The following is a 25757-nucleotide window of genomic DNA, read 5'->3' on the forward strand; positions in this document are numbered from 1 at the left end:
CAAGCCGATTTTTCACCAAGTGACCGATGGCCACCCTTCAAAGAAACGCACAGAAGCTATTCTACTATGCGCGCAATGCCGTGCGCGATATCGCACCGCAGGCGCTGTTCCGCCGCAGGCTCGCCGGGTTGCTCGTGCTCTACAAATATTTCGTGCTCAGCGGCCAGATCGAGCCTGATCCCGAGGTCTGGCGTTTTATCTCAGGCCAAGCCGCCGGCGACCTTCGACCTGGCCCGGATGGATGTCAGATGTCCTCCCGGTCAAGAACCAGATCGGCCGGACCAAACCGGTCTTTTGCCGTGAATTGCTGGTGCCAATAGGGGTAGAGAACGGGCGGGCGGCTCACAGCGTCGAGGCGTGCGCGCTCATCGCTGGTCAGCACCAGGCTGGCTGCGGCGATATTGTCCTTGAACTGCGCTTCGGTCCGTCCGCCGATCACCAGCGAACTGACCGCGGGCCGGCCGAGCAGCCAGGCAAGCGCCACCTGCGCCGCCGAAACGCCATGGTTCTCGCCGATATGGGCAAGCACGTCGACGATCCGCCACAGCCGGTCCTCGTCGCGGATCGGCGGTTCGGTCCAGCCGCTGATCTGGCGGGCGGTGGCCTGGTCGCGGTGGTATTTGCCGGACAGCAGTCCACCGGCGAGCGGGCTCCATACCAGCACGCCAAGCCCCTGGTCGACCGAGATCGGCAGCAGTTCATATTCGGCTTCGCGCGCTTCCAGCGTGTAGTGGATCTGCTGGGTGACGAAGCGCGGCTGGTGCTGGCGGTCGCTGATCCCCAGCGCCTTCATCACTTGCCAGCCGGAATAGTTGGAGCAGCCGACATAGCGGATCTTGCACTGGCTGACGAGCGTGTCGAGCGCGGCGATGGTCTCTTCGAGCGGCGTCGTGCCGTCCCATTCGTGCAGGAAATAGATGTCGATGACGTCGGTCCTGAGGCGCTTCAGGCTCTTCTCGCACTCGCGAATCAGATGATAGCGCGACAGGCCCTCATCGTTGGGACCGTCGCCGATCCGCATGCGCGCCTTGGAGGCGATCAGCACATCGCCCTTGCGTTTGCCGCCGAGCGCTTCGCCGATGATCTCTTCCGAAAGTCCGTTCGAATAGACATTGGCGGTGTCGATGAGATTGATGCCGGCATCGATGCAGAGGTCGATCATCCGGCGTGCCTCGTCGAGATCGGTCTTGCCGACTGCCGAAAATGCGCCAGCGCCGCCAAAAGTCATGGTGCCCATGGTCAGCGTCGAAACCTTCAGCCCGGAACGGCCGAGTGTGCGGTATTCCATGTCAGATCCTCGCGATTGCGTTGAAAAGGGTGCTTTGAAGGTTGCTCGGGGAAACCTGGCATTTGTAGGACAATTCGAGCCGCTTGTCGTGCGTGCCAGGCAGGCTGATCGATCACATCTCGCGGAGTTGGGCGACCGGCGTGCGGGCCGGCTGCAATAAAACCGTCATTGCCGGCCTATATGCAAGTCGGCTCAAGGTGTCCGATCTCGGCCGGCAGGCCGAGGCCGACGCGGGCGTGCACGCGGAGCAGCATAAATGACCGAAGCAAAACAGAATTCTCCCGCCAGGGACTGGCTGGAAGCGGAACTCGCCGACACGCTCGACGAGGACTACGAGCTGGAGATGTCGGAACCGGCGCTGTCGCTCGAAATCGCCAAGATCTACAAGAACGCGCATCCGCCCTCGATGGATCGCCTGCAGTATTTTCGCGACCTGATCACGCTGCAATCCGAATTGATCAAGCTGCAGTCCTGGGTGGCTTACACCAGGAAGAAGCTGGTGGTGGTTTTCGAGGGCCGCGATTCGGCCGGCAAGGGGGGCGTCATCAAGCGCATCACCCAGCGGCTCAATCCGCGCATCTGCCGCGTCGTCGCACTTCCTGCGCCGACCGAGCGCGAGAAATCGCAATGGTATTTTCAGCGCTACGTGCCGCATCTGCCGGCAGGCGGCGAGATCGTGCTGTTCGACCGCTCGTGGTATAACCGCTCCGGCGTCGAACGTGTGATGGGCTTCGCCGAGCCGGACCAGGTCGAGGAGTTTTTTCGCGACGTGCCGGAGTTCGAGCGCATGCTGGTCCGCTCCGGCATCACCCTGGTCAAATACTGGTTCTCCATCACCGACGAGGAGCAGCAGATGCGCTTTCAGATGCGCATCCATGATCCGATGAAGCAGTGGAAGCTGTCGCCGATGGACCTGCAGTCGCGCGTGCGCTGGGAACAGTATACCAAGGCCAAGGAAGAGACCTTCGCCCGCACCAACATTCCCGAAGCCCCCTGGTTCATCGTCGAGGGCAACGACAAGAAGCGGGCGCGGCTGAACTGCATCGATCATCTCCTCAAGCAGATGCCTTATGAGGAAGTGCCGCACGAAGAGATCACGCTGCCCGATCGCGTCTTCAATCCAGAATACGAGCGCCAGGTGCTGCCGCGCGAGCTGTATGTTCCGGAGAAGTATTGAGGAGCACGCCTCTTCTTCCTTCTCCCCTTGTGGGAGAAGGTGGATCGGCGCGCAGCGCCGAGACGGAAGAGGGGTGTTGGAAGAAATGAGGCGCTGGTGATCCTGGCGCTGTGCGCCCGATTTGAACGTAGGTATGCGCCAAGCTGGAACACCCCTCATCCGACCGAGCTTCGCTCGGCCACCTTCTCCCACAACAAGGGGAGAAGGGGGAACTTAACCAGGCTCACGCCCGCTCGATGGTGAGATGCATGGCGTTCGGCGTGCCCACCTGCTCGCTGCAGCGGTAGCCGAGTTTGACCATGTCGATGCCGGCAAAAAGGTTCTCGCCTGAGCCGAGCAGCATCGGCGATATCGCCAGATGCATGTCGTCGATGAGCTTTTCCCTCAGATATTGCCGGATCGTGGCGACGCCGCCGCCGAGCCGGACATCCTTGCCGTCAGCCGCGGCTTTCGCCTTTTCCAGCGCCGAGTGAATGCCGTCGGTCACGAAATGGAAGGTCGTGCCGCCCTCCATGACGATAGGATCCCGCGGATGGTGGGTGAGCACGAAGACCGGCACATGGTAGGGCGGATTGTCTCCCCACCAGCCCTTCCAGGTGTCATCGGGCCAAGCGCCGCGGATCGGTCCGAACATGTTGCGGCCCATGATCCACGCGCCGGTGTTTTCGAAGCCGCGCGTTACGAACGCGTCGTCGGTATCCGTGGTCCCGCCATCTTCGCCGGACATGTTGCGGAAGCTTCGGGTGCCGAACATCCATGTGTGCAGGGCTTCCCCGCCGACGCCCAGCGGCTCTTTCAGGTCCTGGTCGGGACCGGCGCCGAAGCCGTCGATAGATACGGTGAAAGCGTTGACGCGAAGCTTTGACATGAGGACCTCCCTCTAATCCAGTTGTGAAATGCAAGCAGTTGCCTTTTTTTAGCTAGACTGATTGCACTTTGCAAGCGGTATTTCGCCGCCGAGCATAAGCGGCTCGTTTGGCCAGCAACAGGGGCCACCGCAAAGAGGGGTGGTTGCGCAGCAGCTACTTGCGCCGCGACGCCTCGAGGATGCGCTCGACAGCTAGGCGGAGCGCCGCCATGATCTCGGCCAGGATAGGCTCTATCCGGCGGACGGCCATCAGAATACGCGCACGGCCGATCGTTCGATCTCGGCCTTCAACATGGGATGAAGGCTGTCGCGCGTGGTGATGTCGATTTCCGTTGACATCTTCTCTTCCAGAAATTGCTTGATCCCGACCAGGTCGATCAGAGAAAAGCGCCGCGCCCGGTCATAGTCGATGAACAGATCAAGATCGCTGTCCGGCTGCGCATCGTCCCGCGCTGCCGACCCGAACAGATACAGCGAAGTCGCGCCCATGCCTTTGATGGCATCTGCGTTTCTCTGCAACCGTTCGATGACCTCGTTCCTGCTCATGGGTCCATTCTAGCGGATTGCAGCAGAATCCCAAAACGATGCTTACCCCTTCAGCATCGCCGCCACCTCGGGCGCGAAATAGGTGAGAATGCCGTCGCAGCCGGCGCGCTTGAAGGCGAGCAGCGATTCCAGCATCGCCTTGTCGCCGTCGATCCAGCCATTGGCGGCGGCCGCCTTGATCATCGAATATTCGCCCGACACCTGATAGGCGAACGTCGGCATCCGGAATTCGTCCTTCAGCCTGCGGATGATGTCGAGATAGGGCAGGCCGGGCTTGACCATCAGCATGTCGGCGCCCTCGGCGAGGTCCTGCTCGGCCTCGCGCACCGCCTCGTCGGAGTTGGCGTGGTCGAGATAATAGGTCTTCTTGTCGCCCTTGAGCAGGCCGGCGGTGCCGACTGCCTCGCGATAGGGTCCGTAGAAGGCAGAGGCGAATTTCGTTGCGTAGGACATGATCGCCACATCCTGAAAACCATTGGCGTCGAGCGCATCGCGGATGGCGCCGATGCGGCCATCCATCATGTCGGACGGGGCAATGATATCGGCGCCGGCCGAAGCCTGGATGACGGCAGCCGCCGTCACCTGCTCCACGGTCTGGTCGTTGACGATGATGCCGTCACGCAAGATGCCGTCGTGGCCGTGCGAGGTGAAGGGATCGAGCGCCGCATCGGTGATGATGCCGATCTCGGGCACCGCGCGCTTGATGGCGCGCGTGGCGCGGTTGATGACGTTTTCCGGATCGAGGATGTGCGAGCCGGTCTGGTCGCGCAGGCCGAGTTCGACATTGGGGAAGGTGGCGATCGCCGGAATGCCGAGTTTTGCCGCGCGCTCGGCCTCCTTGACGGCAAGGTCGAGCGACAGGCGGAAGACACCAGGCATGGCGGCGATCGGTTCGCGGATATTGTTCCCATCGACGACGAAGATCGGCCAGATCAGATCGTCGACGGAGAGCCGGTTCTCCTGCACGAGGCGGCGCGACCAGTCGGCCTTGCGCATGCGGCGCAAACGGCGACTGCCGGTGATCTCGTCGACGCTGCGCGCGCCGGCAGGCTTTGCTGGGGTGAATTTGTTCATCGCCAAAACTCCGGATTGGCGGCTTTTAACACGAGCCTCCGCCGCTGACCAATGCGGCACGATAGTGCCAGGCACAAGCTGGATACCGGTATACGAGTTCCTGACCGTTGTTGCCGGACAGGATTGCGGCTTGGCATTGACGCAGCCATGCGCCACGCTTTAGCACTTCAGTCCCGGCGGCATTGGGCGAGGGATTCTTCAGGCGATGGATTTTGGCGGCGGCAACGATATCCGCTTCGAACGACTGGGCAGCGTCGGCGTCGTCACGCTGACGCGGCCGCAGGCGCTCAATGCCGTCACCCATCGCATGGTCAAGGCGCTCGACAAGGCGCTGCGCGCCTGGGAGTGCGACGACGGCGTCGATGTTGTCGTCGTCAAGGCCGAGGGCAGGGCGTTTTCGGCCGGCGGCGACATCCTCCACATCTACGAGGCCGGCCGGGCGGGAAAGCCGCCGGTCGATTTCTTCGCCGACGAATACCGGCTGAACGCCCGCATCGCGCGGTTCGAAAAACCCTATGTCGCCCTGATCGACGGCATCGTCATGGGCGGCGGCGTCGGCATCTCGTTCCACGGCACGCATCGGCTGCTGACCGAGAACGCCCAGTTCGCCATGCCGGAAGTCGGCATCGGCTTTTTCCCGGATGTCGGCGCCAGTCATCTGCTGCCGGGCCTTGGCGGCAGCTTCGGCATGTATCTGGCCCTGACCGGAAACCGCATCCGCTATGGCGACGCTCTGTGGTCGGGCCTGGCGACGCACACGATCAAGGCGCAGGACCAGGCCGGCTTTCTCGACCGGCTGGTTGCGAGCGGCGACCCGGAAGCGGCGCTGCGCGGCTTTTCCGTCCCGGCCCGGCGCGAAACGGACAGTCCGACACTGGAAGCCATCGCTCGCCATTTCGCGCAGCCGTCGCTGAGCGACATCATCGGCAGCCTGGAGCGCGCCGCACCCGCAGACGCGTTCGCGGCAAAGACGCTGGCGACGATCCGCACCCGCTCGCCGACCAGCCTGCATGTTGCCTGGCGCGAGATCAGCGCCGGGCTGACGCTGTCGATGGACGAGTGCATGCGGATGGAGTTCCGCATCCTCAACCGCATGCTTGCCGGCCACGATTTCTACGAAGGCATCCGCGCTGCCATCATCGACAAGGGCTCGTCGCCGCAATGGCGGCCGCCAGGCATCGACGACGTCAGTGCTGCCGACGTCGATGCCTATTTCGCTCCGCTCGGCGAACGGGAACTCAAGCTGTGAGCGAGGTCACGTCGAGACGCGTCGTGCTCCAGCCCTCGACGGTCGAGGTCATCTTCGCCTGGTTTCAGCGCGTCATCTCAGCCTACTGTCTGTTGTTCGGGATTTTGTACTGGATCCGGCTGATCGGCTTCTATCCCGGCTCGTTGTGGCGCTTCGACCTGATGCCGGTGCATTGGCAGGTGGCGGCGGTGACGCTTGCCGTCTTCTTTCCCTTCGCCGCCGCCGGTCTGTGGATGCTGGCGTCCTGGGGGCCGGTGATCTGGTTCATCTGCGCGGCGGCCGAGACCGTCATGCATGCCGGCTTTCCCGAACTCTTCGGTCACCGGCCGCTGATCCTCGCCTCGCATGCGGCGGTGGCGCTGCTCTACATCGTCTTTCGCGTGGTGATCTGGATGCAGAAGCGCCGGAGCCGGCAATAGAGCATCGGACCGATGCTCTACAAGAATAGCCCACGCCTGCGGTTGGACGGGGCAAATTACCGCCCGCAATCATTGGCTAAATCTTTAGGTTAATCATCCTTGTTGGGGTGACCCTTCGTTAAGCCTCTTTCGAAACCTATTACCGGTAAGCTCTTGTTAGCCCTAGCGTTTAAGTCGAATTTTATGAGTATTCGATAGTGTCGCGATCAAGGTGAAAAACAAAAAATCACCAGGCGACAAACGAGAGGCAAAGACAATGATCAATTCCCGTCCGGCGGCGAAGACCGCCAACGTATCCGATGACCGCCGCGAGGCGATCCGTTCGCTGTACATGGAATCTCTGCAGCTGGTGGAACGGCTGCACCGCCGCCTGCTTGACGTGATCAAGGACGAATTCGACCGCAACGGCCGTTCCGATATCAACGCCATCCAGGCGCTGCTGCTCTTCAACATCGGCAATTCGGAGCTGACCGCCGGCGAGCTGCGCTCGCGCGGCTATTATCTCGGCTCGAACGTCTCCTATAATCTGAAGAAGCTGGTCGATCTCGGCTTCATCAACCACCAGCGCTCGCGCATTGACCGCCGTTCGGTGCGGGTCTCGCTGACGCCGAAGGGCAGTGAGGTGGCGGAAGTCGTCGCCGGCCTCTACGAGCGCCATGTCGGCTCGATCGAGCAGGTCGGCGGCATCAACACGGAAGAATTCAAGCAGATGAACCGCGCCTTGCAGCGCCTCGACCGCTTCTGGAACGACACCATCGCCTATCGCATGTAAAGCATGTCCATCGCATGCAACCGCGCCACGGGGGCGGTCGGGGGAGCGATCCAAAAGACCGGTGCCGAAAAGCATCGGTCTTTGCGTTTCGTGAGGCCAGCCGATCCAAATCGCGGTCAGGGTCACGTTGCCGCCATATTCCCGGTGGAAGCGAGAATGCGGGTGATGTAGCGGCGCGAGCCAATCCGTCTGCCCGCCAACCGCCGCAGTGAAGGCGCGTCGCGCCCGGCGCGTTCTCGCACAGAAGCGAGTGGGGCATGGTTGGCTAATTGTTAAGGGCGCCGACCTAGAATGCGGGCGGCCTAGCGTGCGGGCGGATCGCCCGGTTAAAAAAATATCTGGAGCGTACATGAGAACCAGTCGCCGTTTCTTCCTTTCCGGAGCCTCCGCGTTGGCCGCGACGATGGTTGCCGGTGGCGCCAGCGCACAGGACGTGATCGCGGACATCCTGAAATCCTCGGGCCGCGGCAACTGGAACGACCAGTTCGACGCCCGCGCCAGCGAGGGCGGCAAGGTGGCCTCGACGCTGCCGATCGTCAGCCTGCAGACCGTTGCGTACACCGAGCAGGCGATCGCGCAGTATCAGAACATTGTCGCGCAGGGCGGCTGGGAGCGGGTCCCGGACACCAAGAAGTTGCAACTCGGCGTCATCGATCCCGACGTGGTGCCGTTGCGCAGGCGCTTGATGATTTCGGGTGACCTGGCGCAGAGCGCCGGCCTTTCAGAGGCCTTCGATTCCTATGTCGATGCGGCGGTCAAGCGCTTCCAGGCGCGTCATGGCCTGCCTTCCGACGGGACCCTGGGCCAATATAGCTATGCGGCGATGAATGTCTCGGCGCAGGTCCGGCTTGGCCAGCTGCAGACCAATCTGCAGCGGCTGAACGAACGCGCCGGCACGTTGGGCAACCGCTATGTATTGGTCGATATCCCTGGCGCCCAGATCGAAGCGGTCGAGAACGACCGCGTCGTGCTGCGCCACACCGCCGTCGTCGGCAAGATCGATCGCCAGACGCCGATCGTCGATTCCAAGATCAACGAGATCATCGTCAATCCTTACTGGAACGCACCGGTCTCGATCGTGCGCAAGGACATCATTCCGCTGATGCGGAAGGACCCCAACTATCTCAAGGACAGCAAGATCCGGCTGTTCGCACCGGATGGCAGCGAGGTCGATCCACTGACCGTCGACTGGTCGACCGACGACGCGGAGAAATACCGCTTTCGCCAGGATCCGGGCGCCGGCAATGCGATGGCCTCGGTCAAGATCAATTTCCCGAGTCCGGACGGCGTCTACATGCACGACACGCCGCAGCAGAGCCTGTTCGGCAAGATGATGCGCTTCGATTCCTCGGGCTGCGTGCGCGTCCAGAACGTGCGCGACCTCGTCACCTGGATCCTGCGCGACACGCCGGGCTGGAGCCGCCAGCATTTCGAGGCGTCGATCAAGAGCGGCGAGAACATCCCGGTGCAGGTCACCAATCCGGTGCCGGTCTTTTTCCTCTACATCTCGGCCTGGTCGACTGGGCCTGGCGTCGTGCAGTTTCGCGACGACATCTACGGGCTCGACGGAGCCAACGAGTTGCAGATCACCTCTGCGCTCTAAGCCACTGATGTTATTGAATTGATGAAAGGCCGCCATCGAGGCGGCCTTTTTGATGTGCGCCAGGCATCGCGCGTGGTGCGCAAGCACCGTTTGGCCGGGATGATAGCCGGTCAATGACTTGGAGGTGAAAGTCCTCTGCTGGCCCTGGTGGCGTCGCGAAGCCTTGCTGAACGGCCGGCAGGCGAGGAAATAGGTGGCTCTTCTCCTCGCTGCCGCAATCCGACCAGCAAATTTCGCGCCGCAAACGTGGCGGGGCGAAAGCAACTGTGTTAATGGCGCGGCAGACCCCCCGGACGACAAGGATCTCAAGCATGGCAACAGCAGCGGCAGTGTCGAACAAATTCGAATCCTTCTTCGAAACCACGCTTGCCGATGCCGATCCGGAGATTTTCGGCGCGATCCGCAACGAACTCGGCCGCCAACGCCACGAGATCGAGCTGATCGCTTCGGAAAACATCGTCTCCCGCGCCGTTCTGGAAGCGCAGGGGTCGGTCATGACCAACAAATACGCCGAGGGCTATCCGGGCAAGCGCTACTATGGCGGCTGCCAGTTCGTCGACGTGGCCGAGGACCTGGCCATCGAGCGCGCCAAAAAACTGTTCGGCTGCAACTTCGCCAACGTTCAGCCGAATTCCGGCAGCCAGATGAACCAGGCGGTCTTTTTGGCGCTGCTGCAGCCCGGCGACACCTTCATGGGGCTCGACCTGAATTCTGGTGGCCACCTGACGCACGGTTCGCCGGTCAACATGAGCGGCAAATGGTTCAAGGTCGTTTCCTACGGCGTCCGCAGGGACGATCACCTGCTCGACATGGACGCGATCGAGAAGACCGCCCACGAGACCAGGCCGAAGCTGATCCTGGCCGGCGGCACCGCCTATTCGCGCGTCTGGGACTGGAAGCGTTTTCGCGAGATCGCCGACTCGATCGGCGCCTATCTGATGGTCGACATGGCCCACATCGCCGGCCTGGTCGCCGGCGGCGTACATCCGTCGCCGCTGCCATACGCCCATGTGGTCACCACCACCACGCACAAGTCGCTGCGTGGCCCGCGCGGCGGCATGATCCTGTGCAATGACGAGGACATCGCCAAGAAGATGAACTCGGCGGTGTTTCCAGGCCTGCAGGGTGGTCCGCTGATGCATGTCATCGCCGCCAAGGCGGTGGCCCTGGGCGAAGCGCTGAAGCCAAGCTTCAAGATCTATGCCGAGAGCGTTGCCGCCAACGCCAAGGCGCTGGCCTCCAGCCTGCAGGAGACCGGTCTCGACATCGTCTCCGGTGGCACCGACAACCATCTTATGCTGGTCGATCTGCGGCCGAAGAACGCCACCGGCAAGCGTGCCGAGGCAGCGCTTGGCCGTGCCAACATCACCTGCAACAAGAACGGCATCCCTTTCGATCCCGAAAAGCCGTTCGTCACCTCGGGCGTGCGCCTCGGCACGCCGGCCGGCACCACGCGCGGTTTCGGCCAGGCCGAGTTCCGCGAGATCGGCAAGCTGATCGCCGAGGTGCTGGACGGGCTCAAGGCCGCGAATTCCGACGAGGGCAATGCAGCCGTCGAAGCAGCGGTGAAGGCGAAGGTGGCCGCGTTGACGGATCGTTTTCCCCTCTATCCCTATCTCGGTTGAGCTCACGCAAGGTGTCGTCCGTTATCGGCGGACGAGAAGCACTTTTTCAGCTGGGATGGAGTCCGGACAGGAGCCTTGACGATGATGCAGATTTTCGGTGTCGCTGGCTTGGGCGCGCTTGGCGTGTTGGTCACATTGACCAGCTTGCCGTCCGCCGCCCTGGCACAGTCTGCGCCCACCCCAGCCGCACCGAAGACCGAAACCTTCGGCAACTGGTCCACCACTGTGGACGAGATCGATACCGGTGAGGATCTGCGCAAGACCTGCGTCGCCTCGACCGCCTTTCTCGACGCGAGCGGTACCAGCGGCACGCTCACGCTTGCCATCTCGAACGGTGATGCACTGCCGCCCAATGGCTATCCGACCCTCGTCATCGCCATGAAGAACAAGGACTTGCCGACTGGCGAGAACATTCCGGCGGTGTTCGGCGATGGCAACGGCAAGGTCAAGGCGACCGTCGATGCCATGGCCGGTGCCAGCGGAAAATGGATGTTGAACAACAAGCCCGAGATCAGCCTGGCGCTGCTGCGTGCCATGCGCCGCGCCAGCGCGCTCGACGTCATATTCGCCGACACGCCGGTCGCGACGGTATCGATGGACGGCTTCACCAAGGCCTATCGCAGCCTCGGCGTGTCATGTGGGTTCCCGACTGCTGACGTCGCGCCGTAATCGGCCGGTATTGCCGTTGATGCTGGCAATTTTCCCCGCGCCTCGCTATCTCTGAGGCGCGACCCGATACTTTGCCATCGCGGCAAAAACCTCTAAGCCTTCGCTCCACGAGATTCGCGAACACAAGGCTGCTCATGCGCTGTCCCTACTGCCAGTCCGAAGATACGCAGGTGAAGGATTCGCGCCCCGCCGAAGACGGCGCGGCGATCCGCAGGCGGCGCGTCTGCCCCGATTGCGGCGGCCGCTTCACCACCTTCGAACGGGTGCAGCTGCGCGACCTCGTGGTGGTGAAGAAATCCGGACGCAAGGTGCCGTTCGACCGCGACAAGCTGCTGCGCTCGGTCGAGATCGCGGTGCGCAAGCGCAATGTCGATCCCGAGCGCATCGACCGCGCCGTGACCGGCATCGTGCGCCAGCTCGAAAGCTCCGGCGAGACCGAGGTCGCCTCGGGCGAGGTCGGCCGCCTGGTGATGGAGGCACTGAAGTCGCTCGACGACGTCGCCTATGTGCGCTTCGCCTCGGTCTATCGCAATTTCCGCGAGGCCAAGGATTTTCACGACGTGCTGGGTGAGCTTAAAGGTGACGAGCTCAAGGAAGAGGACGCCGGCTGAGCATGGCAAGGCGCAGCCAAGCCGAGCAAGAGGTTCTTGATCGCCGCTTCATGGCGGCGGCACTGAGGCTGTCGCGGAAAAACGCCGGGCGGACCTCGACCAACCCTTCCGTCGGCACGCTGATCGTGCGCGACGACGGAACCGGGCCGATGATCGTCGGAAGCGGCGTCACTGCTGTCGGCGGCCGGCCGCATGCCGAGACCGAGGCGCTGGCCGAGGCCGGCGAACTCGCACGCGGCGCCACCGCCTATGTCACATTGGAGCCCTGCGCCCACCATGGCCGCACCCCGCCTTGCGCCAGTGCACTGGTCAATGCCGGCGTCGCGCGGGTGGTTGGGGCTGCGAGCGACCCCGATCCACGCGTGTCCGGCAACGGCTATGCGATCCTGCGTGCCGCCGGTGTCGAAGTGGTCGAAAAGGTGCTCGTGGCAGAAGCCGCCGAGCAGATGGCCGGCTATCTCATTCGATCCCTGAAAAAACGCCCGGAAGTGATCCTGAAACTTGCGATTTCCAGCGATGGCAAGATCGGCATGGAAGGCGCGGGGCAGGTCTCGATAACCGGCGACATCGCCCGGCGCGAAGTCTATCTGATGCGCGCCGAAGCCGACGGCGTGTTGATCGGCATCGGCACGGCGCTGGAGGACGATCCCGCGCTGACGGTGCGGTTGCCGGGGCTGGAGAACCGCTCGCCGGCGCGCATCGTGCTCGACCGCCAGATCAGGCTGCCGGAGACGTCGAAACTGGTCGCCGGCCTCGACCGGGTTCCGCTCTATGTCGCCGCCTGTGCCGAAGCCGATCCGCACCGGCGCGCCGCGCTCGAACGCGCCGGCGTGCGCTTCATCGGCACCGAGACGTATGAAGGCGATATTGCGCTGCCGGAACTGCTCGAGGATCTTGCCGCACTCGGCATGGCGAGCGTGCTGGTCGAGGGCGGCGCCAAGGTAGCCAAGGCCTTCCTCGCCGAAGGGCTGGTCGACCGCATCGTGCTGTTCCAGGGGCAGGAGCCGATCGGCAGGAGCGGCATTGCATCGCCCATCGACGCCGACCATATCCCGGCAGGATTTCGCAAATTGCGCGACATGCGTTTCGGCGAAGACAGCTACGACGAGTGGATAAGACCATGATCCTGAAAAGTGGAGCCGGTTTTTGGACAAGAACATGGTCAAACTGAAAGACATGATCCCGAAAAGTGGGAACCGGTTTTCGGAAAAGATCATGGCCAACCAAGACATGATCCCGAAAAGTGGGAACCGGTTTTCGGAAAAGATCATGGTCAACCAAGAAGCCAGAGTCTGATGTTTACCGGGATTGTCACCGATGTCGGCACCGTCGCTGCCGTCAAGCCGCTGAAAGAGGGTGTCGGCTTGCGCATCGACACCGCCTATGACCCCCAGACGATCGCCATTGGGGCTTCGATTTCCTGCGGCGGCGTCTGCCTGACGGTGACTGCGCTGCCGGAAAGCGGCGCCAACGCGCGCTGGTTCGAGGTCGAGGCCTGGGAAGAGGCACTCAGGCTGACGACGGCGATGGGCTGGAAATCCGGCACCAGGATCAATCTGGAGCGGCCGCTGAAGATCGGCGACGAACTCGGTGGCCACATCGTTTCAGGCCATGTCGACGGCATGGCCGAGATCGTTGCGCGCAAGGAGGAGGGCGATGCCGTGCGCTTTACGCTGGAAGCGCCGCGCGACCTGGCCAGATTCATCGCACCCAAGGGCTCCGTCGCGCTCGACGGCACCTCGCTCACCGTCAACAAGGTCGACGGCACGCGCTTCGACGTGCTCTTGATCCATCACTCGCTGACCGTGACCACCTGGGGCGAACGCCAGGTCGGCGACCGCGTCAACCTGGAGATCGACACCATGGCCCGCTACGCGGCGCGCCTGGTGGAGGCCGCGACAGAAGGACTTTGAAGCAACTATCGTGAGAGCATTCCAGCCTCGACCTAATCAGATTTAATCGCTATGATTAGGTTCGATTAGATGAGGCTCTCCAATGGACACCAAAGTGATTACTGCGCATGTCCCCCTGCCACTCGCAGAAAAAGTAGACCAACTCGCAGCCCGTCTTGAGCGTCCACGGGGCTGGATCGTCAAGCAAGCCCTATCCGCTTGGGTTGACATGGAGGAGGAGCGTCGGCGGCTCACGCTCGAAGCGCTGGCTGATGTGGATTCCGGGCACGTTGTCGACCACCAAGCCGTGCAGGCATGGGCCGATAGCCTTGATAAGGAAAAGCCGCTGCCGGCACCACGTTGATGGAATTGAAGTGGACCAGCAAGGCTCTGTCCGATTTGGTGCGGCTTCATGATTTTCTCACGCCGGTGAACCGCCAGGCAGCCGCACGCGTGGTGCAATCTCTGACTGCCGCTCCCGCCCGGCTGACTGAACATCCGCGCATCGGTGAAAGACTGGAGGAGTTCGAACCACGCGAAGTTCGCCGCATTCTGGTAGGCAACTACGAAATGCGTTACGAGATCCAGAAATCGACCATCTATGTGCTCCGCCTGTGGCACACGCGAGAGGATCGATAGGGACTGTCGCCGCACCACCAATCTTCTGCTTGCGATCAAACCGGCTTCGGCCTAAGTCACCGGCGATCCCGGAGACATCTATGGCTGGCACATCCCAACACGGCAAAGCGTTTATTCGCCCGAAGAAGAAGGCCCACCTTCTTGTCATCGAGGCACGCTTCCACGACGACCTTGCCGACGCGCTGCTCGAAGGCGCGACAAGCGCGCTCGAGGAAGCGGGCGCGACATACGACGTCGTCACCGTTCCGGGCTCGCTCGAAATTCCCGCAGTGATTTCCTTCGCCCTCGACGGCGCCGCCGAAGGCGGGTCGAGCTATGACGGCTTTGTCGCCCTCGGCACCATCGTGCGCGGCGACACCTATCATTTCGACATCGTCGCCAATGAATCGAGCCGTGCCCTGATGGACCTGTCCGTCCAGGAAGCGGTCTGCATCGGCAACGGCATCCTGACCACCGAAAATGACGAGCAGGCCTGGACGCGGGCCAAGCGTTCGGAAGGCGACAAGGGCGGCTTTGCCGCGCGTGCGGCGCTGACCATGATCGCCCTCAAGCAACAGTTGGGAGAGCGGTCGTGAGCGAACCCGCATCGCCCGGCCAGCCCGCGGTGCGCCACGCCAACAAGCGCGGTGCAGCCCGTCTGGCCGCCGTGCAGGCGCTCTACCAGATGGATGTGGCCGGCAGCGGCGTCTTCGAGATCACCGCCGAATACGAGGCGTTCAGGCTCGGCAAGGAAGTCGACGGCGCGCTCTATCGCGAGGCCGACGCGCAATGGTTTCGCGCCATCCTCGCCGGCGTCGTCGAGAACCAGAAGACGATCGATCCGATCATCCGCCAGGCGCTGACCGAGGACTGGCCGTTGTCCAGGCTCGATTCGACGCTGCGCGCCATATTGCGCGCCGGCGTCTACGAACTGATGAAGCGCGAGGACGTGCCGGTGGCTGTCATCGTCTCGGAATATGTCGATATCGCCAAGGCGTTTTACGAAGAAGACGAGCCGAAGCTGGTCAACGCGGTGCTCGATCGCGTGTCGCGCCGGGTGCGCGGCGAAGGGCGTGGCAAGGACGCTTCATGACGGCCGTCGCTATCGCCGAGGCCGGCAGGGAAGCGCGCCGCACGGCGCTCATCCTTGCCGCTTCGCAGGCGATCATCGGTTCGGCTGCACCCATTGCCATTTCCGTGGGTGGGTTGGCCGGGCACTATCTGCTCGGAACCGACAAGTCGCTGGCGACGGCGCCGATCACCGGCTTCAACGTCGGCGTGGCGCTCGGCGCCCTGCCGGCCGCAGCCATCATCCGCCGGCTCGGCCAGCGCGACGGCTTCATGACCGGGACGATCGTCACTGCGCTCGGCGGTCTGGTCGCCACGCTGGCGCTATTTTACGCCAGCTTCTGGCTGTTCGCCTTCGGCCTGCTGGTGATCGGCATCGGCGGTGCCTTCGTCCAGCAATTCCGCTTCGCCGCCGCCGACAACGCACCGGCTGAATTCAAGGCGCGCGCCATCTCCTTCGTGCTGGCGGGCGGCATCGTCACCGCCATCCTTGGGCCGCAGATCGTCATTTTCACCCGCGAATTGTTTGCGCCGGTGATGTTTGCCGGCTCGTTTGCCTCCATCCTGGTGCTGGCGGCGGTCGGCGCCGCCATCCTGTCGTTGCTGCGCATCCCGGCCAAGGCGACGGGCAAAGCGGAAATCGCCGACAGCGACGCGCGGCCGCTCGCCGAGATCGTCACCAGGCCGCGTTTCGTTGCGGCGCTGTTTTGCGCCGTCGGCAGCTATGCGCTGATGAGCTTCGTCATGACCGGCGCGCCGCTCGCCATGGTCGGCTGCGGCCTGTCGACGGACGACGCCACGCTCGGCATTTCCTGGCATGTCATGGCGATGTTCGCGCCGAGCTTCTTCACCGGCTCGCTGATCTATCGCTTCGGCGCCGAACGGATTGTCGCAACCGGCCTTGTGCTGCTGATCGGCTGCGCCGTGGTGGCGCTGTCGGGCCTGGCGCTGTGGCAGTTCTGGACGGCGCTGATCCTGCTCGGCCTTGGCTGGAATTTCGGCTTCATCGGCGCCACCGCCATGGTCACCGACAGCTACCGGCCATCGGAAAAGGCCAAGGTCCAGGGTTTTCACGACTTCGTCCTGTTCGGCTCCGTCGCCTTCGCCTCGCTGATGTCAGGCGCGGTCTACAACGCCTGGGGCTGGGAGATGCTGAACTGGATCATCTTCCCGGTGACGGTGCTGTGCTTCGTGGCGCTGGGCGTGCTGAAGTTGACCGCGCGGCCGACCAGCGCATGACCCCGAACCGAAGGTTCGGAAAGGATCATGCGCAAAATCAAAAGTGCTGTAGTGACATGACGCTGTCGGGATCAGAAAGCAGCGGATTCACCCGCATCCGAACAAAATTATTGCCCCCATCCCCCTTCTTATGAAACCGTGTGCCCCGACGGAGCATTGAAGCCATGCTCATATGCGGCAGCCGCGGTCCGGTTCTCAGCAAGGGATTTGTGAAATGTTTTCAGTCAAGGTTCTGGCCGGCGCGGCACTGGCGCTCGGCATCACCGCAGCCTCGGCGAGCGCTCAGGTGGTCGTGTCGTCGAAGATAGACACCGAAGGCGGCGTGCTCGGCAACATCATCCAGCTGGTGCTGAACGCCAACAACATCCAGACCACCGACCGCATCCAGCTCGGCGGCACCCCTGTGGTGCGCAAGGCGATCACCGCCGGCGAGATCGACATCTATCCGGAATACACCGGCAATGCCGCCTTCTTCTTCGAAAAAGCCGACGATCCGGTGTGGAAGGATGCCGCCAAGGGCTATGAAACGGCCAAGAAGCTCGACTACGACGCCAACAAGATCGTCTGGCTGTCGCCGTCGCCGGCCAACAACACCTGGGCGATTGCGCTGCGCAGGGATGTCGCCGAAACCAACAAGCTGGCGACGCTGTCCGACTTCGGCAAATATGTCTCCGGCGGCGGCCAGGTGGTGCTGGCGGCCTCGGCCGAATTCGTCAATTCGGCTGCCGCGCTGCCGGCTTTCCAGAACACCTATGGCTTCACGCTTAAGCCGGACCATCTGATCACGCTCTCCGGCGGCGATACGGCGGCGACCATCGCCGCCGCGGCGAACCAGACCAACGGCGCCAACGCCGCCATGGTCTACGGCACCGACGGCGGCATCGCGCCGTCCGGCCTGGTCGTGCTCGAAGACGACAAGGGCGTGCAGCCGGTCTACCAGCCGGCGCCGATCATCCGCGAGGCGGTGCTGAAGGAGCATCCCGAAATCGAGATGCTGCTGAAGCCGGTCTTCGCCAAGCTCGACCTCGTCACCCTGCAGGAACTGAACGGCCGCGTTCAGGTCGGCGGCGAGCCGGTCAAGGGCGTCGCCGAAGACTTTTTGAAGAAGAACGGGTTTTTGAAGTAGTCAGCCCGTTTTGAAAATGACGCCGGTGCGAGGCGCGCCATGACCACCCGCTTCGACAAGCTCGGCGTGGTCATCGCCGCGATCGTTGCCTACGCCGCCTTCGCGGCGCCCTTTGCCACCTTGCGCGCCAATCGCATCGTGCCAGGCGAGGCGCGCTCGATTCTTGAAGCGCTGCCGCCGACGCTGGGGCCGCTGCTGCTTGCGGTCGTCGTCGTTGCGGCGGTCGTCGCCTTGCTGAAAACGCCGCTGGTACCGCGCCTGGCCGCCAGCGTGGTCGCGCTTGCCGCACTGGCGCTGCTGATCGGCGTCGCCGGCAGCTTCCTGACGCCTGAGGGCAACAGCTTTGCCCGCATCTCGCCGGCTTCGGGTTTCTGGCTGCTCATCTTCGCCTTTACGCTGTTGCTCGCCGATGGGCTGACGAGGCTGAACCTGTCGCCATCGGCGCGGATCGGCGTGCTCGTTGTCGCGGCAGCGGCGATCGGCCTGCTGCTGGTCTCGGGCAGCTGGAACAGTCTGTCGATTCTCAAGGAATACGCCAACCGTGCCGACAGTTTTTGGGCCGAAGGCTCCAAGCATGTGACGCTGGCGCTGGGCTCGCTGGCGGCGGCGGTGATAGCAGGCTTGCCGCTTGGCATTCTCTGCCACCGCGTCGAAAAATTGCGGGCCGGCGTGCTCAACGTGCTGAACATCATCCAGACAATTCCCTCGATCGCGCTGTTCGGCCTGTTGATCGCGCCGCTCGGCTGGGTCGCCACGCATGTGCCCGGCGCGGCCTCCCTCGGCATTCGCGGCATCGGCACCGCGCCCGCCTTCGTCGCCCTGTTCCTCTATTCGCTGCTGCCGGTGGTGGCCAACACCGTGGTCGGTCTTGCCGGCGTGCCGCGCGCCGCCAACGATGCCGCACGCGGCATGGGCATGACCGAGCGCCAGCGCCTGTTCGGCGTCGAATTTCCACTGGCCTTCCCGGTGATCCTCACCGGCATCCGCATCGTGCTGGTCCAGAACATCGGCCTTGCCACCATTGCCGCGCTGATCGGCGGCGGCGGTTTCGGCGTGTTCGTGTTCCAGGGCGTTGGCCAGACGGCGATGGACCTGGTGCTGCTCGGCGCCGTTCCGACGGTGGCTATGGCCTTTGCTGCCGCCATCATCCTCGACGCATTGATCGAAATGACCTCCGCCAGGCGACGCGAGGCACAACCGGCATGATCGAGATCGAAGGCATTACCAAGCGCTATGACGCGACGACCGTCGTCGACGACGTGTCGATGGTGATCGAGCCGCGCACCATCGCCGTCATCGTCGGCACCTCCGGCTCCGGCAAGACGACTCTGCTGCGCATGATCAACCGGCTGGTCGAGCCGACCGCCGGCGTGATCAGGCTCGACGGCGCCGACAACCGCTCGCTGCCCGGCTACGAACTGCGCCGCAGCATCGGCTACGCCATCCAGGGCCATGGGCTGTTTCCGCATCGCACCGTGGCGCAGAACATCGCCACCGTGCCGGTGCTGCTCGGCTGGGACGCGGCCCGCACCAAGCGCCGTGTCGACGAGTTGATGACGCTCTACCAGCTCGATCCCCAGGCGTTCGGGCCACGCTATCCGCACGAGCTCTCCGGCGGCCAGCAGCAGCGCGTCGGCGTCGCCAGGGCACTTGCCGCGGAGCCGAACGTGCTGTTGATGGACGAGCCGTTCGGCGCGCTCGACCCGATCATCCGCAACAAGGCGCAGGAGGACCTTCTGGCGATCCAGAAGCGCTTCGGCACCACCATCATCCTCGTCACCCATGACATGGAGGAGGCGGTGCGCATGGGCGACAAGATCGCTGTGATGGATGCCGGCAAGCTGGTGCAATATGCCAGGCCCGCCGAGATCCTGGCGAAGCCGGCCAGCGCCTTCGTCGAGACCCTGGTCGGCGCCAGCGAAAAACCGTTCAGGCTGCTGTCGCTCGGCCGGGTGCGCGACGCCGTGGAGACGGGCACCGCCGAAGGCGAGGCGATCCCCGCCGACGCCAGCCAGCGCGATGCGCTGGCCGAACTGTTGTGGTCGGGACGCCCGGCGTTGCCGGTGACAGGCGCGGATGGCAAGCCGCTCGGTCGCGTGACTGTGGATGGGCTGGTGAAACGCGCGGCGAGGCCGGCATGAAAGAGGCCGGTGTAAAAGCCTGGCTTCCGTCACTGCTCAGGCTTGCCCTGGTGGTGCTGCTCATTGCGTTCGTGACCAATCCGGGTTGGTTCGAGCCGCTGCTGAAGCCGCTGACCGAGAGCAACGCGCCGGCAATCTACAACCAGGGCAGCCTGTTGACGCTGATGCTGCTGCACCTGAGGACCGTGCTGATCGCGACGGTGGCGGCAACCATCGTTGCCGTGGCGCTCGCCATCCTGGTCACCCGGCCGGCCGGCGTCGAATTCCTGCCGCTGTCGCGCAGCCTGGTCAATATCGGCCAGACCTTTCCGCCGGTGGCGGTGCTGGCGCTGGCCGTGCCGGCCGTCGGCTTTGGCGAGAAGCCGACACTGATCGCGCTGTTTCTCTACGGCCTGCTGCCGATCTTCGAGAACGCGCTGACCGGGCTGACGACGCTGCCGGCCAATGTGGTCGAGGCGGCGCGCGGCGTCGGCATGACCGGCTGGCAAAGGCTGGTCAAGGTCGAGCTGCCGCTCAGCGCGCCGATCATTCTCGGCGGTATCCGGCTTTCGGTGGTCATCAGCCTCGCCACTGCGACGATCGGCTCGACCGTGGCGGCCAGGACGCTCGGCGAGGTGATCATCGCCGGTCTGTTGTCCAACAACCTCGCCTTCGTCCTGCAGGGCGGGCTGATCGTCGCCGCGCTTGCCGTGCTGATCTATGACGGGCTGTCGGCGATCGAGCGCTACACCGCACGCCGCATGGGGCAGGAGACGGCGTAGGCGACAGATCAGAGCTTATCGCGTTTGCTCATCTTGGCGGAAATGGACTTCAAACAGCGATTTCCATGACCCGGCCGGGTCCTGAAGTGAAAGATAGCGGCTCTACCGAGAGGCAGCCTTCGATTGCTTCACGCAAGTTCTCGACAAGTTCGTCCAAGGTTTCACCCTGGGTCGCGCAGCCGGGAATTGCCGGTACTTCGGCCCAGTAGCCACCTTCTTCGGCTTCGTGAATGATCGCCTTGAACTTCATCGGTCATCTCCAACTCCACCCTGAAGATAGGCTGCCCCGCCGATATTTGCATAGCTGCATCAGCGCTGTCTATCTGCAAGGTCTGCCTGCCTGATCAGGCTCTCGACGGGTGTGGCAGTCCAACGTCTGCAACGGCCAGCAGAAGGCTTTCATGTTCTCCATGACCATGCTGGCGGTGCTGCTCTTCGTGGTCGAACTGGACGGCGACCTGCGCGGAGGCTGACGACCGCCAGCCGATTTCAATCGATCTGATCGGGTGGCGGCACTTGCGAGCCTGTTGCCGCCATTGCTTTTGCGCGAAAGCCGGGGCTTTTGGGCGAAAGCCGGGCAAAAACCGAACAATATCTTGACGTTCGCAGCCCTGTTTCGCATAAGCCGATGCGAGGGGAGCGGATTCGGCGCGCGGAATCCGCTCCCCGTCTCAACGGCCCAGGGAGGGGTTCTTTTGGGTCATCAATCGAGGAAAATCCGGCAATGACCATAATTTTAGCTGTCATCGCCTGCGGTCTGCTTTCAGTCCTTTACGCCATCTGGGCGACAAAATCGGTCCTCGCGGCCGATCAGGGCAATGCACGCATGCAGGAAATTTCCGCGGCCATCCGCGAAGGCGCGCAGGCCTATCTGGCGCGCCAGTACACCACCATCGCCATCGTCGGCGTCGTGGTCCTGCTGCTCGCCTGGTGGCTGCTTTCGATCACCGCCGCCATCGGCTTCCTGATCGGCGCCGTTCTGTCGGGCGCCGCCGGCTTCATCGGCATGCACGTCTCGGTGCGCGCCAATGTGCGCACCGCGCAGGCGGCTTCCAACAGCCTCGCAGCCGGCCTCGAGATCGCCTTCAAATCGGGCGCCATCACGGGCATGCTGGTCGCTGGCCTGGCCCTGCTCGGCGTCTCGATCTACTATCTGATCCTCACCCAATTCATCGGCCTCCAGCCCAACGACCGCGTCGTCATCGACTCGCTGGTTTCGCTCGGCTTCGGCGCCTCGCTGATCTCGATCTTCGCCCGTCTCGGCGGCGGCATCTTCACCAAGGGCGCCGACGTCGGCGGCGATCTCGTCGGCAAGGTCGAAGCCGGCATTCCCGAAGACGATCCGCGCAACCCGGCCACCATCGCCGATAATGTCGGCGACAATGTCGGCGACTGCGCCGGCATGGCCGCCGACCTGTTCGAGACCTATGCGGTGACCGTGGTCGCCACCATGGTCCTCGCCGCCATCTTCTTCGGCGGCACCGCCGTTCTCAGCGCCGCGATGCTCTATCCGCTGGCCATCTGCGGCGCCTGCATCCTGACCTCCATCGTCGGCACCTTCTTCGTCAAGCTCGGCTCCAACGGCTCGATCATGGGCGCGCTCTACAAGGGCCTGATCGTCACCGGCCTGCTGTCGATCGTCGGCCTCGGCATCGCCACCTCGGCAACGCTGGGCTGGGGCGAGATCGGCACGGTCGCCGGCATGGCCATCACCGGCGCGAACCTGTTCATCTGCGGCCTGATCGGCCTTCTGGTGACCGGCCTCATCGTGGTGATCACCGAATACTACACCGGCACCGACAAACGCCCGGTGAACTCCATCGCCCAGGCTTCGGTCACCGGTCACGGCACCAACGTCATCCAGGGCCTTGCGGTCTCGCTGGAATCGACGGCACTTCCGGCGATCGTCATCGTCGGCGGCATCATATCGACCTACCAGCTCGCCGGCCTCTACGGCACGGCGATCGCGGTCACCACGATGCTCGGCCTTGCCGGCATGATCGTTGCGCTCGACGCCTTCGGCCCGGTCACCGACAATGCCGGCGGCATCGCCGAAATGGCCGGCCTGCCCAAGGAAGTGCGCCAGTCGACCGATGCGCTCGATGCCGTCGGCAACACCACCAAGGCGGTGACCAAGGGCTACGCCATCGGTTCGGCCGGTCTCGGCGCGCTGGTGCTGTTTGCGGCCTACTCGAACGACCTGAAGTTCTTTGCCGCCAATGGCGACAAATACCCTTACTTCCAGGGCATGGGCGACGTCTCTTTCGACCTCTCCAACCCTTATGTCGTCGCCGGTCTGATCTTCGGCGGCCTGATACCGTATCTGTTCGGCGGCATCGCCATGACCGCTGTCGGCCGTGCGGCGGGCGCCATCGTCGAGGAGGTGCGCAAGCAGTTCCGCGAGGATCCGGGCATCATGGCCGGCACCTCGAAGCCGAACTATGCGCGTGCGGTCGATCTTCTGACCAAGGCGGCGATCCGGGAAATGATCATTCCGTCGCTGCTGCCCGTGCTGGCGCCGCTGGTCGTCTATTTCGGCGTGCTGCTGATCTCGGGCTCGAAAGCGTCCGCCTTTGCAGCCCTTGGCGCCTCGCTGCTCGGCGTCATCGTCAACGGCCTGTTCGTCGCCATCTCGATGACCTCTGGCGGCGGCGCCTGGGACAATGCAAAAAAATCGTTCGAGGACGGCTTTACCGACAAGGACGGCGTCAAGCATCTCAAGGGCTCCGAGGCGCACAAGGCCTCGGTGACCGGCGACACGGTCGGCGATCCCTACAAGGACACCGCCGGTCCGGCAGTCAACCCGGCGATCAAGATCACCAACATCGTCGCCCTGCTGCTGCTGGCCGTGCTCGCGCACGGCTGAGGCCGCTCGGCCTTTCCAGGCCCGAAATTCACAACCGAACCCGCAGGAGCGATCCCGCGGGTTCGTCTATTTTGGACGTCCAGCGTCAGGGCATTGGCGCCGGTGACGGGTCCAAGCTCGCGTTGAAATGGTCTGAGGAAAACAAAAACCCGCGGGATCGCTCCCGCGGGTTTTCGGTCGCCTGAGATGTTGCTGCTTCCCCCCGAAGCAAAAGAAGGGAAGCAAAAGAAAAGGAGGATCAGGTGCCGGGCGAGGCGCCGCCGCCGCCGCCGGGGAGGCCGGGCGCCAGCTTGCGGGCGCCGCCCATGATCTGGCTGAGGAAGTTCTGGTCCTTGCCGCCGGTCGGCGTGGTCCGCGAGATGAAGTCGAACACCTTGCCGTCCTTCAGGCCGTAATTGGCGATCTGGGTAACGCGCCCGTCCTCGCCGAAATAGACCGCCAGCACCTTCTGGTCGACCAACCTCGGCTTGTCGAAAGCGACGTAACGCTTGCGCGTCTGTGAGATGTAGTAGAAGGCCTCGTTGTCGAAAGTCGCCTTGGTCGACGGGGTGCCGAGCGCCAGAAGCACCTGTTCGCGGCTCGAGCCGACCGGCACCAGGTCGATCGCCTGCTGGTCGATGACGTAGCCCTGCGTCAGCGTCTCGCTCGGATTGAGATCACCGATCATCTTCGACGAGTTGCAGCCGCAAAGCGCCGAAGCGACCACCAGCAGCGAGATCGCGCCGGCGGATCTCGGAAATGCGGACCTGGGCAGAAAAGTCGACTTGATTTTCAGCGCGCGCAACTACAACTCCATTAGCTGGCCGCAACTTGCGCTGGGCCGCAAAACCGGTAAACCAGCTTGCTCGCCGATGCAACAAGGCCAATTCAACAAACGGTCCCCGGGAGACCACCCTCAATGTTCCAGCGCCTTTTTGGTCGCGAACGTCACGCCAACCGCGCTATCACCGAGGCGCTTTACGCACAAATCGTGGCAGCGGCGCGGCAAACCGTGTTTTATTCCGACTGGGATGTCCTGGACACGCCGCTTGGCCGCTTCGAGATGCTGTCGCTGCACATGTTCCTGTTCCAGCACCGGCTGCGCGGCGAGGGTGGTGTTGCCGGGGAGGTCGCGCAGGTGCTGATCGACGAGTTCTTCATGGATGTCGAGCATTCGCTGCGCGAACTCGGCATCGGCGACGTCGGCGTGCCGAAGCGCATGAAGAAACTGGCGAAGATGTTTTATGGCCGCACCGCCGCCTATGACGATGCGCTGGAACGAAACGACCATGACGCACTCGTCGCGGCGCTTGCCCGCAATATCAGGCCCGATGCCGGCACCTGGCCGCAGGCGACGCATCTGGCCGGCTACGTCGCCGATGTCTCCAGGCGACTCGCGGAACAGCCGACCGAATCGATTGTTTCCGGCACTGTGGCATTCCCCGCGGCCAAACCTATTTGAGAAAACAAGCCTATTTAAAGGAAAATATGAAACACGCCGATTCCCAGAGCCCCGATCGCCAGAGCCCCGTGTCCTTCGTGGCCAACGTCGCCCGGCTGCCGCAAAAGGGACTGCCGGTGCTGATCGAGGCCGACGCCGCGCAGCGCGCCGCGCTGGCAGGCGAGCACGAGTTGCTGTCGGTCGAGAACTATCGCGCCGAACTGCTGGTGGCGCCATGGAAGCGCAACGGCGTCAAGGTCAGCGGCCGCGTCGAGGCCGATATCACCCAGGCCTGCATCGTCACCCTGGACCCGATCGAGGCGCATATCGACGAGGCGGTCGACGCACTGTTCCTGCCGGAGCAGTCGAAGCTCGGGCGGCAGGGTTTCGAGGGCGGTGGCGAGATAATGCTCGATGCCGAAGGGCCGGACAGCCCGGAAACATTTTCCGGCAATTCAATCGATGTCGGGGCGCTCGCCGAACAGTTCTTTGGACTGGCGATCGATCCCTATCCGCGCAAGCAAGGCGTTTCGATGGAGGCTGCCGACGATGCCGGGACTGCGGAAAGCGAATTTCAGCAAAAGCTGCGTTCCCTGCTGGGGAAATCCTGAAAACCCGACCCAATCGGAGAAAGCCGGTTGTGCGGCAGCCCAAAAACGCTATTTTCGCCGAACCTTCGCGAGCCCCAAACCCGTTGCCAGCGCCAGGCGCTCGCTCAAGCAAAC

29 protein-coding genes are annotated in these 25757 nt (G+C 63.4%); 23 read left to right on the forward strand and 6 right to left on the reverse strand.

The window, feature by feature from the left end; all coding sequences use genetic code 11:
- Window positions 1-244 precede the first annotated feature (244 nt).
- Window positions 245-1288, reverse strand: coding sequence for an aldo/keto reductase (locus AC0L17_RS15175; RefSeq protein WP_473516418.1), 1044 nt, complete (start codon window positions 1286-1288; stop codon window positions 245-247).
- Window positions 1289-1544: 256 nt separating this feature from the next.
- On the opposite strand from AC0L17_RS15175, the gene ppk2 reads away from it, so the two are divergent.
- Window positions 1545-2465, forward strand: a complete 921-nt coding sequence (gene ppk2, locus AC0L17_RS15180) for a polyphosphate kinase 2 (RefSeq protein ID WP_091591586.1) — start codon at window positions 1545-1547, stop codon at window positions 2463-2465.
- 223 nt (window positions 2466-2688) lie between these two features.
- Here ppk2 and AC0L17_RS15185 read toward each other — a convergent pair whose 3' ends face one another.
- From AC0L17_RS15185 to hemB, 3 genes are all read right to left on the reverse strand, one after another.
- On the reverse strand, window positions 2689-3333 hold the full coding sequence (locus tag AC0L17_RS15185; RefSeq protein ID WP_473516419.1) for a dihydrofolate reductase family protein: 645 nt from the start codon (window positions 3331-3333) through the stop codon (window positions 2689-2691).
- Window positions 3334-3582: 249 nt separating this feature from the next.
- Window positions 3583-3879: a nucleotidyltransferase family protein gene (locus AC0L17_RS15190; protein WP_473516420.1), complete on the reverse strand. Its 297-nt coding sequence runs from the start codon at window positions 3877-3879 to the stop codon at window positions 3583-3585.
- A 42-nt stretch (window positions 3880-3921) separates the two neighbouring features.
- A complete protein-coding gene (gene hemB, locus AC0L17_RS15195; protein ID WP_287237380.1) occupies window positions 3922-4953 on the reverse strand; it encodes a porphobilinogen synthase in 1032 nt (343 codons plus the stop codon).
- Between the two features lie 205 nt (window positions 4954-5158).
- On the opposite strand from hemB, the gene AC0L17_RS15200 reads away from it, so the two are divergent.
- The 19 genes from AC0L17_RS15200 to AC0L17_RS15290 all read left to right on the forward strand — a co-directional run bounded on the left by AC0L17_RS15200 (window position 5159) and on the right by AC0L17_RS15290 (window position 20746).
- On the forward strand, window positions 5159-6202 hold the full coding sequence (locus tag AC0L17_RS15200; protein ID WP_473516421.1) for an enoyl-CoA hydratase/isomerase family protein: 1044 nt from the start codon (window positions 5159-5161) through the stop codon (window positions 6200-6202).
- A complete protein-coding gene (locus AC0L17_RS15205; RefSeq protein WP_473516422.1) occupies window positions 6199-6621 on the forward strand; it encodes a DUF6163 family protein in 423 nt (140 codons plus the stop codon). Before AC0L17_RS15200 ends, AC0L17_RS15205 begins: the two co-directional genes overlap by 4 nt.
- Before the next feature lie 256 nt (window positions 6622-6877).
- The gene (gene ldtR / locus AC0L17_RS15210) at window positions 6878-7393 is read left to right on the forward strand and encodes a transcriptional regulator LdtR (RefSeq protein ID WP_027154640.1); all 516 of its coding nucleotides are present in this window, start codon (window positions 6878-6880) and stop codon (window positions 7391-7393) included.
- 349 nt (window positions 7394-7742) lie between these two features.
- The gene (locus tag AC0L17_RS15215; protein WP_091591574.1) at window positions 7743-8996 is read left to right on the forward strand and encodes a L,D-transpeptidase family protein; all 1254 of its coding nucleotides are present in this window, start codon (window positions 7743-7745) and stop codon (window positions 8994-8996) included.
- A gap of 311 nt (window positions 8997-9307) precedes the next feature.
- Window positions 9308-10621 carry a serine hydroxymethyltransferase gene (gene glyA / locus AC0L17_RS15220; RefSeq protein WP_473516423.1) on the forward strand — a complete coding sequence of 438 codons (1314 nt, stop codon included), beginning with the start codon at window positions 9308-9310 and terminating at the stop codon, window positions 10619-10621.
- Window positions 10622-10705: 84 nt separating this feature from the next.
- Window positions 10706-11290 (forward strand): invasion associated locus B family protein, encoded by a 585-nt coding sequence (locus AC0L17_RS15225; RefSeq protein ID WP_473516450.1) that lies wholly within the window; start codon window positions 10706-10708, stop codon window positions 11288-11290.
- 134 nt (window positions 11291-11424) lie between these two features.
- Window positions 11425-11901, forward strand: a complete 477-nt coding sequence (gene nrdR, locus AC0L17_RS15230; protein ID WP_023798407.1) for a transcriptional regulator NrdR — start codon at window positions 11425-11427, stop codon at window positions 11899-11901.
- A gap of 2 nt (window positions 11902-11903) precedes the next feature.
- Entirely contained in the window at window positions 11904-13025 is a 1122-nt protein-coding gene (gene ribD / locus AC0L17_RS15235; RefSeq protein ID WP_473516424.1) for a bifunctional diaminohydroxyphosphoribosylaminopyrimidine deaminase/5-amino-6-(5-phosphoribosylamino)uracil reductase RibD, read from the forward strand.
- Window positions 13026-13059: 34 nt separating this feature from the next.
- Entirely contained in the window at window positions 13060-13197 is a 138-nt protein-coding gene (locus AC0L17_RS15240; protein ID WP_473516425.1) for a hypothetical protein, read from the forward strand.
- Window positions 13197-13814, forward strand: a complete 618-nt coding sequence (locus AC0L17_RS15245; RefSeq protein WP_473516426.1) for a riboflavin synthase — start codon at window positions 13197-13199, stop codon at window positions 13812-13814. The genes AC0L17_RS15240 and AC0L17_RS15245 overlap by 1 nt, the downstream gene beginning before the upstream one ends.
- 82 nt (window positions 13815-13896) lie before the next feature.
- Window positions 13897-14157, forward strand: coding sequence for a CopG family ribbon-helix-helix protein (locus AC0L17_RS15250; protein ID WP_077371906.1), 261 nt, complete (start codon window positions 13897-13899; stop codon window positions 14155-14157).
- Window positions 14157-14432, forward strand: coding sequence for a type II toxin-antitoxin system RelE/ParE family toxin (locus AC0L17_RS15255; RefSeq protein WP_254022483.1), 276 nt, complete (start codon window positions 14157-14159; stop codon window positions 14430-14432). The genes AC0L17_RS15250 and AC0L17_RS15255 overlap by 1 nt, the downstream gene beginning before the upstream one ends.
- An 80-nt stretch (window positions 14433-14512) precedes the next feature.
- The gene (gene ribH, locus AC0L17_RS15260; protein ID WP_473516427.1) at window positions 14513-15007 is read left to right on the forward strand and encodes a 6,7-dimethyl-8-ribityllumazine synthase; all 495 of its coding nucleotides are present in this window, start codon (window positions 14513-14515) and stop codon (window positions 15005-15007) included.
- Window positions 15004-15504, forward strand: a complete 501-nt coding sequence (gene nusB, locus AC0L17_RS15265; RefSeq protein WP_023798402.1) for a transcription antitermination factor NusB — start codon at window positions 15004-15006, stop codon at window positions 15502-15504. The genes ribH and nusB overlap by 4 nt, the downstream gene beginning before the upstream one ends.
- Window positions 15501-16718, forward strand: coding sequence for an MFS transporter (locus tag AC0L17_RS15270; protein ID WP_473516428.1), 1218 nt, complete (start codon window positions 15501-15503; stop codon window positions 16716-16718). Before nusB ends, AC0L17_RS15270 begins: the two co-directional genes overlap by 4 nt.
- A gap of 214 nt (window positions 16719-16932) precedes the next feature.
- Complete coding sequence (gene osmF / locus AC0L17_RS15275; RefSeq protein WP_473516429.1) at window positions 16933-17844, forward strand: glycine betaine ABC transporter substrate-binding protein OsmF; 912 nt, start codon at window positions 16933-16935, stop codon at window positions 17842-17844.
- Window positions 17845-17883: 39 nt separating this feature from the next.
- Window positions 17884-19050, forward strand: coding sequence for an ABC transporter permease (locus AC0L17_RS15280; protein WP_473516430.1), 1167 nt, complete (start codon window positions 17884-17886; stop codon window positions 19048-19050).
- Window positions 19047-19985 (forward strand): ABC transporter ATP-binding protein, encoded by a 939-nt coding sequence (locus AC0L17_RS15285; RefSeq protein WP_473516431.1) that lies wholly within the window; start codon window positions 19047-19049, stop codon window positions 19983-19985. The genes AC0L17_RS15280 and AC0L17_RS15285 overlap by 4 nt, the downstream gene beginning before the upstream one ends.
- Entirely contained in the window at window positions 19982-20746 is a 765-nt protein-coding gene (locus AC0L17_RS15290) for an ABC transporter permease (RefSeq protein WP_473516432.1), read from the forward strand. The genes AC0L17_RS15285 and AC0L17_RS15290 overlap by 4 nt, the downstream gene beginning before the upstream one ends.
- Before the next feature lie 49 nt (window positions 20747-20795).
- On the opposite strand, the gene AC0L17_RS15295 is transcribed toward AC0L17_RS15290, so the two are convergent.
- Complete coding sequence (locus AC0L17_RS15295) at window positions 20796-20996, reverse strand: type II toxin-antitoxin system HicB family antitoxin (protein ID WP_473516433.1); 201 nt, start codon at window positions 20994-20996, stop codon at window positions 20796-20798.
- Between the two features lie 474 nt (window positions 20997-21470).
- On the opposite strand from AC0L17_RS15295, the gene AC0L17_RS15300 reads away from it, so the two are divergent.
- Complete coding sequence (locus AC0L17_RS15300; protein WP_473516434.1) at window positions 21471-23612, forward strand: sodium-translocating pyrophosphatase; 2142 nt, start codon at window positions 21471-21473, stop codon at window positions 23610-23612.
- Between the two features lie 238 nt (window positions 23613-23850).
- Here the strand turns inward: AC0L17_RS15300 and AC0L17_RS15305 are convergent, their stop codons facing one another.
- Window positions 23851-24396, reverse strand: coding sequence for an outer membrane protein assembly factor BamE (locus AC0L17_RS15305; protein WP_473516435.1), 546 nt, complete (start codon window positions 24394-24396; stop codon window positions 23851-23853).
- 114 nt (window positions 24397-24510) lie between these two features.
- Here AC0L17_RS15305 and AC0L17_RS15310 point away from each other — a divergent pair, with 114 nt between their 5' ends.
- On the forward strand, window positions 24511-25053 hold the full coding sequence (locus tag AC0L17_RS15310; protein ID WP_473516436.1) for a ubiquinol-cytochrome C chaperone family protein: 543 nt from the start codon (window positions 24511-24513) through the stop codon (window positions 25051-25053).
- A gap of 26 nt (window positions 25054-25079) precedes the next feature.
- The gene (locus AC0L17_RS15315) at window positions 25080-25643 is read left to right on the forward strand and encodes a YceD family protein (RefSeq protein ID WP_023798390.1); all 564 of its coding nucleotides are present in this window, start codon (window positions 25080-25082) and stop codon (window positions 25641-25643) included.
- Window positions 25644-25757: the final 114 nt, after the last annotated feature.

The sequence above is a fragment of the Mesorhizobium sp. WSM4829 genome (assembly GCF_055811475.1).

Coding starts and splice junctions, on each gene's coding strand:
- AC0L17_RS15270 (WP_473516428.1), top strand. CDS start 15,501: ATGACGGCCGTCGCTATCGCCGAGGCCGGCAGGGAAGCGCGCCGCACG.
- AC0L17_RS15310 (WP_473516436.1), top strand. CDS start 24,511: ATGTTCCAGCGCCTTTTTGGTCGCGAACGTCACGCCAACCGCGCTATC.
- AC0L17_RS15280 (WP_473516430.1), top strand. CDS start 17,884: ATGACCACCCGCTTCGACAAGCTCGGCGTGGTCATCGCCGCGATCGTT.
- AC0L17_RS15250 (WP_077371906.1), top strand. CDS start 13,897: ATGGACACCAAAGTGATTACTGCGCATGTCCCCCTGCCACTCGCAGAA.
- AC0L17_RS15200 (WP_473516421.1), top strand. CDS start 5,159: ATGGATTTTGGCGGCGGCAACGATATCCGCTTCGAACGACTGGGCAGC.
- AC0L17_RS15215 (WP_091591574.1), top strand. CDS start 7,743: ATGAGAACCAGTCGCCGTTTCTTCCTTTCCGGAGCCTCCGCGTTGGCC.
- AC0L17_RS15300 (WP_473516434.1), top strand. CDS start 21,471: ATGACCATAATTTTAGCTGTCATCGCCTGCGGTCTGCTTTCAGTCCTT.
- AC0L17_RS15245 (WP_473516426.1), top strand. CDS start 13,197: ATGTTTACCGGGATTGTCACCGATGTCGGCACCGTCGCTGCCGTCAAG.
- AC0L17_RS15190 (WP_473516420.1), bottom strand. CDS start 3,879: ATGAGCAGGAACGAGGTCATCGAACGGTTGCAGAGAAACGCAGATGCC.
- hemB (WP_287237380.1), bottom strand. CDS start 4,953: ATGAACAAATTCACCCCAGCAAAGCCTGCCGGCGCGCGCAGCGTCGAC.
- osmF (WP_473516429.1), top strand. CDS start 16,933: ATGTTTTCAGTCAAGGTTCTGGCCGGCGCGGCACTGGCGCTCGGCATC.
- AC0L17_RS15255 (WP_254022483.1), top strand. CDS start 14,157: ATGGAATTGAAGTGGACCAGCAAGGCTCTGTCCGATTTGGTGCGGCTT.
- ribH (WP_473516427.1), top strand. CDS start 14,513: ATGGCTGGCACATCCCAACACGGCAAAGCGTTTATTCGCCCGAAGAAG.
- glyA (WP_473516423.1), top strand. CDS start 9,308: ATGGCAACAGCAGCGGCAGTGTCGAACAAATTCGAATCCTTCTTCGAA.
- AC0L17_RS15225 (WP_473516450.1), top strand. CDS start 10,706: ATGCAGATTTTCGGTGTCGCTGGCTTGGGCGCGCTTGGCGTGTTGGTC.
- ldtR (WP_027154640.1), top strand. CDS start 6,878: ATGATCAATTCCCGTCCGGCGGCGAAGACCGCCAACGTATCCGATGAC.
- AC0L17_RS15285 (WP_473516431.1), top strand. CDS start 19,047: ATGATCGAGATCGAAGGCATTACCAAGCGCTATGACGCGACGACCGTC.
- AC0L17_RS15290 (WP_473516432.1), top strand. CDS start 19,982: ATGAAAGAGGCCGGTGTAAAAGCCTGGCTTCCGTCACTGCTCAGGCTT.
- AC0L17_RS15240 (WP_473516425.1), top strand. CDS start 13,060: ATGGTCAAACTGAAAGACATGATCCCGAAAAGTGGGAACCGGTTTTCG.
- nrdR (WP_023798407.1), top strand. CDS start 11,425: ATGCGCTGTCCCTACTGCCAGTCCGAAGATACGCAGGTGAAGGATTCG.
- ribD (WP_473516424.1), top strand. CDS start 11,904: ATGGCAAGGCGCAGCCAAGCCGAGCAAGAGGTTCTTGATCGCCGCTTC.
- AC0L17_RS15185 (WP_473516419.1), bottom strand. CDS start 3,333: ATGTCAAAGCTTCGCGTCAACGCTTTCACCGTATCTATCGACGGCTTC.
- AC0L17_RS15175 (WP_473516418.1), bottom strand. CDS start 1,288: ATGGAATACCGCACACTCGGCCGTTCCGGGCTGAAGGTTTCGACGCTG.
- AC0L17_RS15315 (WP_023798390.1), top strand. CDS start 25,080: ATGAAACACGCCGATTCCCAGAGCCCCGATCGCCAGAGCCCCGTGTCC.
- ppk2 (WP_091591586.1), top strand. CDS start 1,545: ATGACCGAAGCAAAACAGAATTCTCCCGCCAGGGACTGGCTGGAAGCG.
- AC0L17_RS15295 (WP_473516433.1), bottom strand. CDS start 20,996: ATGAAGTTCAAGGCGATCATTCACGAAGCCGAAGAAGGTGGCTACTGG.